The organism is Massilia rubra (assembly GCF_011682065.1).
Taxonomy (GTDB): Bacteria; Pseudomonadota; Gammaproteobacteria; order Burkholderiales; family Burkholderiaceae_D; genus Telluria_A; species Telluria_A rubra.
In genome coordinates this window covers 1-12,066 of sequence record NZ_VUYU01000052.1, presented here as the reverse complement: position 1 = coordinate 12,066, position 12,066 = coordinate 1, and the positions used below count along the sequence as shown (strand labels likewise).

Annotated in this window: 8 protein-coding genes and 1 pseudogene; 8 read left to right on the top strand and 1 reads right to left on the bottom strand. The window is 56.6% G+C overall.

The features are described 5' to 3' along the window. The first annotated feature begins 139 nt into the window (after positions 1–139). From F0185_RS33635 to F0185_RS33600, 8 genes are all read left to right on the top strand, one after another. Entirely contained in the window at positions 140–2,533 is a 2,394-nt protein-coding gene (locus F0185_RS33635) for a DUF6531 domain-containing protein (RefSeq protein ID WP_167232974.1), read from the top strand. Continuing rightward, a complete protein-coding gene (locus F0185_RS33630; protein WP_167232972.1) occupies positions 2,530–4,941 on the top strand; it encodes an RHS repeat-associated core domain-containing protein in 2,412 nt (803 codons plus the stop codon). Before F0185_RS33635 ends, F0185_RS33630 begins: the two co-directional genes overlap by 4 nt. Before the next feature lie 768 nt (positions 4,942–5,709). Next, positions 5,710–6,276, top strand: a complete 567-nt coding sequence (locus F0185_RS33625; protein WP_167232980.1) for a DUF2889 domain-containing protein — start codon at positions 5,710–5,712, stop codon at positions 6,274–6,276. Between the two features lie 73 nt (positions 6,277–6,349). Beyond that, positions 6,350–7,522, top strand: a complete 1,173-nt coding sequence (gene sucC, locus F0185_RS33620; protein WP_167232970.1) for an ADP-forming succinate--CoA ligase subunit beta — start codon at positions 6,350–6,352, stop codon at positions 7,520–7,522. A gap of 25 nt (positions 7,523–7,547) precedes the next feature. After that, positions 7,548–8,429, top strand: coding sequence for a succinate--CoA ligase subunit alpha (gene sucD / locus F0185_RS33615; RefSeq protein WP_166894617.1), 882 nt, complete (start codon positions 7,548–7,550; stop codon positions 8,427–8,429). Between the two features lie 87 nt (positions 8,430–8,516). Continuing rightward, positions 8,517–9,110, top strand: a complete 594-nt coding sequence (locus F0185_RS33610; RefSeq protein WP_167232968.1) for an FHA domain-containing protein — start codon at positions 8,517–8,519, stop codon at positions 9,108–9,110. 189 nt (positions 9,111–9,299) lie between these two features. Then, entirely contained in the window at positions 9,300–9,788 is a 489-nt protein-coding gene (locus tag F0185_RS35115) for a pilin (RefSeq protein WP_308625121.1), read from the top strand. Between the two features lie 798 nt (positions 9,789–10,586). After that, a complete protein-coding gene (locus F0185_RS33600; RefSeq protein WP_308625120.1) occupies positions 10,587–11,063 on the top strand; it encodes a pilin in 477 nt (158 codons plus the stop codon). A gap of 255 nt (positions 11,064–11,318) precedes the next feature. On the opposite strand, the pseudogene tnpC reads toward F0185_RS33600, so the two are convergent. Then, positions 11,319–11,944, bottom strand: a pseudogene (gene tnpC, locus F0185_RS33595) (IS66 family transposase); the annotation flags it as partial. Positions 11,945–12,066: the final 122 nt, after the last annotated feature.

Below are 12,066 nucleotides of genomic sequence, written 5' to 3'. Positions count from 1 at the left end.
GTGCCGGCGACGGTGAGCCCGGCGTCAAGACGATTTGGAAAGGGCTAAATCAAGTGCACGCCTCGGCAGAAACACTGCGCGCCCTACGCGATGGCTTGGGCTGACGGACTTATGTATAAGGGAATGCCGTAAACCGGGGGTGAGCTGGTATCCTGACGGGATAACAGCCGACGGCATAGAATTCCAGGGATCGACAACTTGGCATATTTATGGCTATCTGAAAACCAAGTCTGGAGGGTGTTCAAATGAACTGTACGGTAAGGATGACGGTTTCGTAAGTGTCGTCCGGAGAAGGAATGTATGTAGCTTAGCTGAAGACTATCGCTATTTCACCCCTGCCGGGCAGTGCCGTCATGGCCGTTACGAGCCCCGCCCAGATGCGGATGCGGGCAATGTGGGTCCGCAGTGCCCCGACTGCGACCGTGGTCAGCCAATCACACCAGCAACGGGCAATATGTGGCATGTGATCACCGACTACCAAGCTCCAAAGTCTGCGAGCGACTTGACGCTGAATCGCATTTACAACAGTTCGCCAATCTATTCTGATCCCACCACTATTCGTGGCTTCGGGGTCCGTTGGACCCACTCATTTAATAAGTCTCTCAGGGCGGAACTGAAAGATATCGACCCAAAAAGCGGCCAATGCTGGCGCTTCGACAGTGGCGAACTCGAGTGCGTAAGTGGTTTCCCAAGCGTGGAGAAGGTACCTTCGGCTGTATCAATCGCGCTCCCGGATGGGAAGCAAATTCTGTTTTCAAAAAGCGGCGTTGGCAGCTATACAAGCAAAGCAAACGTCAATGAGCAACTGGTGGCCATCATGGCCACTGACGATGTTGCCGTGCAAGAATGGATTCTCACCAGTGGGAAAAATGACCGTATCGAACGTTTTAGCCGGACCGGCTCCTTATTATCGACCACCGAGCGTAATGGACTTCAGCATGTCCTGACCTACAGTGACGGGGTCAGCAATGACACCGCGACCAGCCGATTTCCTATCAATGCCCCAGCGTGTGCCAGCGCCCACCCTGGCGTTCTTCTACCTGCCGGCCGTCTGCTGTGCGTGACAAATCATTGGGGGCGTCAGCTTCAATTCAGGTACGACAATAAGGGAAGGATCAGCGAAATGATCGATCCGGCTAATCAGTCCTATCTCTACGAATACGATGGCCTGTCGGGCGGCTGCGTCCCTGGCAATGAAAAAACGCTTGCCTGCAAGGCAAACAACCTGACCAAGGTCACTTACCCAGATGGTAAAAGTCAAACCTATTTTTACAACGAAGACAGCAAAATCAACGGCGGTGGCACGTGTGCCAACTTAACAGATAAAATCTCTAATGGCTTTGGCCCCACGCCGTTTATCAATTTGATGACCGGTTTGATTGACGAAAACGAAGAACGTTACATCACCTGGACCTATGACTGCTCGGGCCGCGCAACGTCGTCGCAAGTTGGCGAATCAATGGACAAGGTAACGCTTGCGTACCCCGCCACTGGCAACGCGACAGCAACCGTTACGCATCAAGTCGGTGCTCAGGAAAAACCGCAGACGTCGGTACGGACTTACAACAACACGTATGTGCTCGGTATCGCAAAAACCACTGCTATTGACGGTCCTTGCGTGGAATGCGGAACAATTGCCGAGCGTGCGTACGATAGTATCGGCAATGTGACGAAAACCAAGGATTTCAATAACAATTACAGCTGCTTTGCTTACGAAAACGCCCGCTACCTTGAAACGGCTCGCGTTGAAGGCGTCGCCAACGCAGATTGTTTCCCGCTGCTGACCGCACAAACGCTCGCACTGCCAGTACGCAAAACGACCACTAAATGGCACGCGCAATTCCGCCTGCCGGAAGCTATTGCCGAACCCAAGCGTGTTACGAAGTACAAATACGACGCGGCCGGCAACCTGATCAGCAAGTCCGAGCAGGCCACCACCGACTTGACAGGCGCTCAGGGATTGAGTGCGCCAGTCACGGGCAGCATCCGGACCTGGACGTATACGTATAGCAACATCGGGCAACTGAAAACGGTCACCGGCCCGCGTACCGATATCGTCGACCGCACCACCTATGACTACGATCCGACCACTGGCGACCTGATCAAGGTAACGAATGCCGCCAACCAGGCGACGACGTTCTCGGACTACGATGCCCACGGCCACGTTCGCACGATTCGCGCACCGAACGGCGTCACGACGACGCTGAGCTACACGCCGCGCGGATGGGTTGCCTCGCAAGCCGTATCGAACGGCACCTCGACGCAGACGACCAGCTATGACTACACGCCTTCCGGCCAGGTCAAAACGGTCACGCTGCCCGACAACAGTGTCACGACGTATGCCTACGACATCGCACAGCGCTTGACTTCCATTTCCAACAATCGCGGCGAGAGCATCATTTATACGCTCGACCTGAGCGGCAACAGGATCAAGGAAGAAGTGCGCGACCCCAACGGCAACCTGGCGCGCCAGATCACCCGCACCTATGACATTACCGGCCGTCTGACGAGCCAAACCGGAGCAGCACAATGACCCGCCGTATCCTCAGCCGTTTGACGTCCGGCGCAATGATCGTTGTGATGACCTATACGCCCCTGCTGGGCGCCTATACCGGAACCGTGGCAGCGGCGCAGACAGTGCCTGCCGAAGCCACCCGCTACCAGTACGACTTGGGCGGCAACCTGACGGAGATCACCGATCCCCTCGGACGGGTAACCAACCAGGCCTACGATCCGCTCGACCGTGTAAAGCAGATCCAGCAACCGGTAACCAACGGCGCACGCCCGACCATCAAGCTTGCTTACGACGGCATCGACCAGCTGGCGACAGTAACCGATCCGCGCAACCTGGAGACGCGCTATGCGGTCGACGGCTTGGGTAATCAAGCCGAGCTGGGCAGCCCCGACACGGGCCTGACCAAGTCGACTTATGACGCCGCCGGCAATATGAAAACGAGTGTGGACGGCCGAGGTAAAACGAATACCTACACCTACGACGCGCTCAACCGCCTGACCCGGATCGACTACACCGGTACGGTCAGCACCACATTTGAATACGATGGCGGCGCTACGCCAGTCCCCAACGCGATCGGCAAACTGAGCCGGATGACGGACGAATCGGGTAATACCAGCTATACCTACGACGAATTGGGGCGACTGGCGACCAAAACGCAGAATACGATCGGCGGGGTCTACAACACCACCCATACGCTAAGCTATGCCTACAATGCCGTCGGCCAGTTAGCAAGCATGACGTACCCGAGCGGCAACCGCGTCAATTATGGCTACAACAATGCGGGGCAAGTCACCAGCATTGTGCTCAATCCCGTTCAGGCTAGCGGTACCGGCACAAACACTGGCAGCAGCATCGTTTTGCTGGACAATATTACCTATGCACCGTTTGGCGGTACGACGGGCTGGACGTGGGGCAACAGCGTACCGGCAAGCCAATACGCGCATCTGCGCAACTATGACCTCAACGGCCGCATCAGCAGCTATACATTGGGAAGCCCTTCGGCTAACGGCATCGTGCGTACGGTCAGTTACGACGCCGCCAGCCGCATCAAAGGTTATACGCATACGGGCACCGGCACGGCGCCCAGCCCCGCCAGTCTTAACCAGACCTTCGGCTACGACGAACTTGATCGCCTGATCAGCTATGGTGGCAACGGCGTTTCCCAGACCTATGCCTACGATGCCAGTGGCAATCGCATCAAAGCGGGGTTTGGGGCGAACAGCTACACCAACACCATCGATCCTGCCAGTAACAAGCTGACCGCCACGACAGGCCCTGTTCCGGCCAAGGCCAATAAGTATGATGGCGCCGGCAATCTGACTGGCGATGGCACCCTTGTCGTGACCTACAGCGGACGAGGACGGCCCTACAGCATCCAGAACGGTGCGATGACCATTTACCAGCTCTTCAATGGGCTCGATCAGCGTGTTTTTCAGGGCTACGGTGGCGGGGTGTTTGTCTATGATGAGCAAGGGAAGCTGGCCGGCGAGTATGCCTACACCAATGGCAAGGCGACCCGCGAGACAGTATACTTGGGCAATCTGCCGGTGGCGGTATTGACTCAGACAATCACTGGTACCGTACCTGCGCAAAGCACGGCGATCAATGTGTTCCATATTCATTCGGATCATTTGGGAACGCCACGTATGATCACGCGCACGTCCGACAACAAAATTGTCTGGCGCTGGGACAATGGCGATCCGTTTGGCTTGACGCCGCCGAACGAAAATCCAAACGGCGCAGGTGCCTTTACGTTCAATATGCGGATGCCGGGGCAGTACTACGACAGAAATACGAATCTGTTCCACAACTACTACCGGGACTATGACCCCCAAACGGGCAGTTACATACAGTCCGATCCGCTCGGACTGGGGGGCGGTATCAATACCTACGCGTATGTCAGTGGAAATCCAGCCGGTTTCATCGATTACTATGGCTTAAGCCTCGTCATCGATCCTAGCATACAACCAAACGTTAATGCAGTTACGCAAGGCTCAGCAGAGGCTCGTACTATTATCAACGCGATGAATAGCGATCCAAACGTTTCGTACTACATCATGCGGGGCAGCAAGGGGGAGCGAAACGAAACTCGTATTCAGCAGGCTCCACCAGGGCTGTTTGACTCGATATTGGGCAGACCGCTCCCAAGAGCCTCCGTTTTTATGACAATAAATCCGAATGAATCCTTGACATTCACAGATGAGTATGGTAATCAATTCGCACCTTCGGCAGAGCGATTAATTGCTCATGAAATGGGACATGCTTACAGCTATCTACGAGGTGGATTTTCGAGGTATAGGGGGCAATACCATGATGCAGTTGACACGGAAAATTTGATCTGTCAACAACGGGACCCGAAGGCACCGAGACGACCGAAAAGCGATCACGGCGGAATTCGCGATAATCTCAATAATACGGGAAGATAGAGTTACTGAATACATATGAAAACTAATCGTTGGCGCTGGCGGGCTCCGCCTGTTTTCTGTGCAGCCATGTGCTCTTCGTTAGATTTGCTTTGGATCATTTTTAATCATATTTTGGAGCATTTAATTTCATTGAATGAACTTGACAGAAATGATCGCTTGTGGGAGCTGTACGATATAGTTTCGGCTACCTGGCGATCATCCCATTTTCCAATTCAGTCTTACTTGGAGCCAGTATTTTTCCCTGCGCTGGTATCGGCCCCGTCGGATGTCACGGTGGGCGCGATCGTAGCTTTCGAATTATGTTGCATATTACAGTGGACATTTATCGGCTTCCTTGTCGGCGCGATTTACGCGGTTTTCCGGAAATCTCTTAAGCAAACACCATAAGGACAGCGGTTTTCATATCTGCCGGTTATATAAGGTGCTTGCTTCGGCGCGATTTTCGGCGCACCCGCCGATTACTGCGCTGACAAACGGACACGGCCTGATGCGTCGCTGGACAGGCCGTCCCCAAGCTCTTCTTCATTGAAGCGGCCACATGCGTCACCGCCCGACCGATACCCAAAATCGCGCCAACTGATGAAATTTCGCGCATCTTTCCCCAAAAAACCATGTTGCAGCGCAACTGGAGTCAAGCATGTGCTAAACTTTTGGGGTTTAAGCAGCGCCGCATGAGCGGTTGTTGCCGTAGAAGCTGCGGCAACGTGCACGATGTGCACACCGGCTGCAACTATTTACGCCGCATTTTCCGGCATTGGTCTTGTCTTCATGCCCCTGTCTTCTCCCGTCCCTCGCGCCCTGCGGCATACGCGCGCCATCGAAGTCGCAGCGTACGCGCGCGATGATGGCCTGTGGGATCTCGACGCCCGTATCACCGACATCAAAGTGCGCGACGTCACCTTGGCCTCCGGCGTCAGAAGCGGCGGCATGCCCCTGCACAACCTGCACCTGCGCATCACCATCAACCGCGAACTGACCATTGTCGATGCCGAAGCCGCGTCCGATGCGGTTCCCTACCCGGGCTATTGCGATACCATAGCGCCGGCTTACAAAAAATTGATCGGTCTGTCCTTGATGAAGGGCTTTCGCCTTGGCATCAAAGAGCGGCTGTCCGGCGTGCTTGGCTGCACGCACCTGAGCGAACTGGCCCAGATCCTGCCGACGGCGGCGATCCAGGCTTATGCCAACGACGTGATCCAGACCCGCGACGGGCCCGGCCACGATCCCTTGCCGGAACGGCCGTTCCAGATCGACAAATGCCATGCCCTGCGTGCCGAGGGTCCTGCCGTCGCGGTGTACTATCCGCGCTGGGTGGCGAAAGCTGTACCGGGTTAGCCTCGCTTTCCCGTTTTTTTTCCGCATTTCAACCGTATTTCTACAAATCAGTATCAGAAGAAGGGAAGCCAGCATGAAAATCCATGAGTATCAAGGCAAAGAAATCCTCCGGCAGTATGGAGTGACGGTACCGCGCGGCATTCCGTGCTTGTCCGTGGAAGAGGCTGTAAAAGCAGCCGAGACGCTCGGCGGTCCGGTCTGGGTAGTCAAGGCACAGATCCATGCTGGCGGTCGCGGCAAGGGCGGCGGCGTGAAGGTCGCCAAGTCGCTGGAACAAGTCAAGGAATACGCAGAACAGATCCTGGGCATGCAGCTGATCACGCACCAGACCAGCCCGGAAGGCCAGAAAGTACGCCGCCTGCTGATCGAAGAAGGCGCGGACATCAAGAAAGAACTGTACGTGTCGATGGTCACCGACCGCGTCAGCCAGCGCGTGGTGCTGATGGCTTCCTCCGAAGGCGGCATGGACATCGAAGAAGTTGCCCATTCGAACCCGGAAAAAATCCACCAGATCGCGATCGACCCATCGGTCGGCCTGACCGACGCCGAAGCGGACGAGATTTCGGCCAAGATCGGCGTGCCGCCTGAATCGATCGCCGACGCGCGCGTTCAGTTGCAAGGCCTGTACAAAGCCTACTGGGAAACCGATGCATCGCTGGCCGAAATCAACCCGCTGATCCTGACCGGTTCCGGCAAGGTCATCGCGCTCGACGCCAAATTCAACTTCGACTCGAACGCCCTGTATCGCCAGCCGAACATCGTCGCCTACCGCGACCTGGACGAAGAAGACGCGGCCGAAGTCGAAGCTTCCAAGTTCGACCTGGCTTACATCTCGCTCGACGGCAACATCGGCTGCCTGGTCAACGGCGCCGGCCTGGCCATGGCCACCATGGACACCATCAAGCTGTTCGGCGGCGAGCCTGCCAACTTCCTCGACGTGGGCGGCGGCGCAACAGCGGAAAAAGTCACCGAAGCGTTCAAGATCATGTTGAAAAATCCAGGCCTGAAAGCCATCCTGGTCAACATTTTCGGCGGCATCATGCGCTGCGACGTGATCGCCGAAGGCGTGATCACCGCATCGAAAGCCGTTTCCCTGACCGTGCCGCTGGTTGTGCGCATGAAGGGCACCAACGAAGACATCGGCAAGAAGATGCTGGCCGACTCCGGCCTGCCGATCATCGCCGCCGATACGATGGAAGACGCAGCCAAGGCCGTGGTAGCCGCTGCTGCTGCTCATACAGCCTAATCCGGCCTAATTCGAAGGAACAAACATGTCGATTCTGATCAATAAAGATACAAAAGTAGTCACCCAGGGGATTACCGGCAAGACCGGTCAATTCCACACCCGCATGTGCCGCGATTACGCGAATGGCAAGGAATGCTTCGTTGCCGGCGTGAACCCGAAGAAGGCCGGCGAAGATTTCGAAGGCATTCCTATTTTCGCTAACGTTGCTGAAGCGAAAAAAGAAACCGGCGCCAACGTGTCGGTCATCTACGTGCCGCCGGCAGGCGCGGCTGCCGCGATCTGGGAAGCCGTCGAAGCCGAACTCGACCTGGCAATTTGCATCACCGAAGGCATTCCTGTGCGCGACATGATGGCGCTCAAGGACCGCATGGCCAAGGCCGGCTCCAAGACCCTGCTGCTCGGTCCTAACTGCCCTGGTCTCATCACCCCTGATGAAATCAAGATCGGTATCATGCCGGGTCACATCCACCGCAAGGGCCGCATCGGCGTGGTCTCGCGTTCGGGTACCTTGACCTATGAGGCGGTTGGTCAACTGACCGCGCTGGGCCTGGGCCAGTCGTCGGCAGTGGGCATCGGCGGCGACCCGATCAACGGTCTGAAGCACATCGACGTCATGAAGATGTTCAACGACGATCCGGATACCGACGCGGTCATCATGATCGGCGAAATCGGCGGTCCTGACGAAGGCAATGCGGCTTACTGGATCAAGGACAACATGAAAAAGCCGGTGGTGTGCTTCATCGCCGGCGTGACCGCGCCTCCGGGCAAGCGCATGGGCCATGCCGGTGCTTTGATTTCCGGTGGCGCCGACACTGCGCAAGCCAAGCTCGACATCATGGAAGCCTGCGGTATTAAAGCGACCAAAAACCCGTCGGAAATGGCGCGTTTGCTCAAAGCCATGCTGTAATTTGTAAGCGAAGGCAAAGGTAGTGAATAATGACGGGGAGCGCAAGCTCCCCGTTCTCGTTGGCGGGTCACCCACCGGAGGGCAAGAGTGGCGAAAATTATCATATCGCGCAATCAGGCGGTGATACGAGAGGTCGAGCTCGACAAGGACCGGATGACGCTCGGGCGCAAGCCCGACAACGACATCGTCCTGCCGCACCCGGCCATGAGCGGCTCGCATGCGGTGTTCAACTTCATCATGGACGATGTGTTCGTGGAAGACCTGGGCAGCACCAACGGCACCTATGTCAACGGCAAGCGGGTGGCCAAGCATATGCTGGAAGATCACGACACCATCGTCGTGGCGCGCTTCCAGCTCGAATTCATTGGCGGGCCGCGGCGCGCGGCACTGGAGCCCGACGTCGATTCCCCGGCCCTGGTGGGCGTGATCGAGGTCCGTACCGGCCCCAACGCCGGCAAGCGCTTGGCTTTGACCAAGCCGCTGTCGACGCTCGGCAAACCGGGATTGCAAGTGGTTGCCGTCACGCGTCAGCACGGTGCATATTACCTCACTCATGTGGACGGCGAGGTCGCGCCCCTGGTCAACGGCGTCGCGCCGGGGAAAGCGCCATGCCGTCTGGCCGATGGCGACGCTATCGAAATGGCGGGCTCCGATATGGTCTTTCGCCTGCTGAGGGAATGAAGTCTGCTTGTCGAGGCAATCAAAAGAAATTCGCATGTGGCAAAAATTGTCGCATGTCACTAACAATAAATGTCAATATGCAATAAAAATTGGCGCATCAGGGGCTTGTTTTACGTGTTTGATGGAATATAGTGGTACGAGGGCTTGGCACGAGGATTGCAACACAGAGACATGCGAATGAAATAAGCAATGCTGTCTACCGTGGAGAAAAAGATGCGATTGTCCAAACTGGTGAAAAAATCTGAGGCTGGATTCACACTGATCGAACTGATGATTGTCGTAGCCATCATCGGCATTCTGGCCTCCGTGGCCCTGCCCGCTTACCAGGACTATGTGGCAAAGTCACAGGTTTCCGCAGGTTTAGCTGAAATTTCGCCAGGCAAAGTTGTTTTTGAGACGAGATTGGCAGAAGGGCTTACGGCTGCCATCACGGCTCAGAGTGAAGCCGGTTTGAAAGCGTCGACCGCGCGTTGTGAGATTGCTGTGCAACTAGGCCTCGACGGGGCGGGAACGCTCCAATGTACGCTCAAGGGTAACTCCCATATCAACGGCAAGACTATAGTATGGACCCGTTCGGCGGATAACGCGGCGACCGCCGTGAGCGGTACATGGTCGTGTTCGTCCACGGTCTTGTTGAAATGGGCACCGAAAGAGTGTCCGCCCGCTCCCGCACCGTGATCGGCCGATAGCCTGCTCTCCTGACGTACCTGCCTATTCGCCGGCTTGTCCAATTGCTGCGGTCCAATTTGCCCGGACACCTCCTCAGGCGGAAAATACACCGCCTGAGGAGTAATGCATGGCGATAAGAAAACGGAAGATCGTCGACCGGGTCCAGCGGCGAAGCTGTGGCATAGGCCTGCGCAATGAGCGTTGCTGCAAAATTTACATCAAAGCGTGTCCAGCCGTTGTAGTACCTTAACAGCTGACACTTATCAGACGCGTTCGCGGTCGAACGCCCTGCGAAGCCCCGCAGCGTGCAGCGCTGCGGGGCTCTATTTTTTGTGCGCCCAGCATGGGCGCACTCCTGTGGGTGAGAGTCCCTCGCGAACTGACCACAGTGAGCGAAGTGAAGCGCAACTGCGGAAGAGTAACGGGGCGCAGTGATCTGGCCACGCAGCGCTTGCGAGATGAAAGTCTGCGATCCGTCGCTCCGGGCATATGGCGCCGTCACGAAGAGGGTTGAAACAGGCGATGCCTTTGTATCGGAGAACGACGCTCCGTCCGGCGTATTCCGACGGTGTGCAATCGGTGCCGTGTGCTTGTGCATCACGGGAAAATGTCATTGATGACAAAAATCGGAGGGGTAACAAGAATTGTAGACACGGTAGTGTCAAATATTGTCGGCCTACCCCTCCTTCCGTCCTCAAAAAAGATGAACCGAAGGCGAAAGCAGGCGTTTTCAGAAGCTGGCACAGCATTTGCATGTATTCATTCGTGGTTCAAAACGTGGCTCACATTCACTCTTGGAGAAATATGATGAAAACGATGAAAATGGTCAAGAAAGTGCAAGCTGGTTTCACCCTGATCGAACTGATGATTGTTGTTGCAATTATCGGTATCTTGGCTGCGGTAGCACTGCCAGCGTACCAGGACTACGTCTCAAAGTCGCAAGTTGCTGCAGGCTTGGCTGAAATTACCCCAGGTAAAGTTCAAGCCGAAGCGAAGCTGGCAGAAGGTATCACTGCCGCGGTCACCGATGTGAAAGAGATCGGCCTGAAGACCCCGACCAATCGCTGCGAAATCACCGCCAGCATCGGTCCTACCGGTCTCAGCACCATCACCTGCACCCTGAAAGGCAACACCAACGTTGCAGCCAAAACCATCATCTGGTCGCGCGCAGCTGACACAGCTAGCACCGGCGAAACCGGCGCATGGAGCTGCGCTACGACCGTTGCCGCTAAACTGGCACCAAAAGAGTGCCCAGCTGCCGCCGCACCAGCACCAGCACCTTAAGTTAGTATAGGCAAATCCTCAGTCCGGATACGCCTTAAAAAGCCCCGCAGCGTGCAGCGCTGCGGGGCTTTTCGTTTGTGCGCCCAGCATGGGCGCACTCCTGCGTGTGCAAGTCCCGCCGTGAGCTGGCCACAGCGAGCAAAGTGAAGCGCAACTGCGGAAGAGTAATTGACCGTGGAAAGGAAGCGTGAATCGTCAATCATGAGCCGAGGTACACGAACTGCATAGAAGGCGCTATCGATCAGGCCCATTGCAGTAGCACGCCAGTGCGGGCCAGGGGTTGAGGGCGTACATGATCGCTGCCGATATATCGGATTCGCGTGAGAGCTTCTCAAGCATGCCACGCAGCCAGTGCTCCAGGTCGTCGATCCGCGGCTTGGCTTCGGTTTGCCTTGCCTGCTGTCGCTCATTGGGCGGCTTGCCCCGGATCTTTGCTTCGATCGCGTACAGTTCACCGATGCGACGTAAGGCTTCGGTCGTCAGCGCGGATGGCCCGGCTTCATGCAAGTCGTAAAATTTGCGACGCTGGTGCGCCCAGCAGGCCGCTTCCTGGATCGTGCCATCCTCGTACAGCGCATTGAAGCCGGCATAGGCATCGGCTTGCAGCACGCCCTTATAGTTGCCGAGGTCGGTTTGCGGATGGATGTCCTTGCGGTCAGGCGTTTGGCAAACCACACAGCCGGTGGTGTGGTGTCGCCGCTCGGCCTGTCATCGCGCACGTAGGTCCACAGACGCGCCGTCTTGGTATTTCCATTGCCCGGTGCCAGCACCGGAATCGGAGTGTCGTCTGCGTGCAGTTTGACCCCGGCCAGTACATGGCGCCGGATCGCATCAACCAAGGGCCGCAGCAACGCGCTGGCGGCACCGACCCGGCTCGCTAGCCTGAATGTTTCATAAACTGCCACCGCAGTGCCGGTTCGGCGATACATGAGCTCCCCAGTGACGATCACGATGTCGCGGGCAATAGCCCCCTTACCCGATTGAACGGGACATCGAATGGAGC

Coding starts and splice junctions, on each gene's coding strand:
- F0185_RS33630 (WP_167232972.1), top strand. CDS start 2,530: ATGACCCGCCGTATCCTCAGCCGTTTGACGTCCGGCGCAATGATCGTT.
- F0185_RS33625 (WP_167232980.1), top strand. CDS start 5,710: ATGCCCCTGTCTTCTCCCGTCCCTCGCGCCCTGCGGCATACGCGCGCC.
- sucC (WP_167232970.1), top strand. CDS start 6,350: ATGAAAATCCATGAGTATCAAGGCAAAGAAATCCTCCGGCAGTATGGA.
- sucD (WP_166894617.1), top strand. CDS start 7,548: ATGTCGATTCTGATCAATAAAGATACAAAAGTAGTCACCCAGGGGATT.
- F0185_RS35115 (WP_308625121.1), top strand. CDS start 9,300: ATGCTGTCTACCGTGGAGAAAAAGATGCGATTGTCCAAACTGGTGAAA.
- F0185_RS33600 (WP_308625120.1), top strand. CDS start 10,587: ATGAAAACGATGAAAATGGTCAAGAAAGTGCAAGCTGGTTTCACCCTG.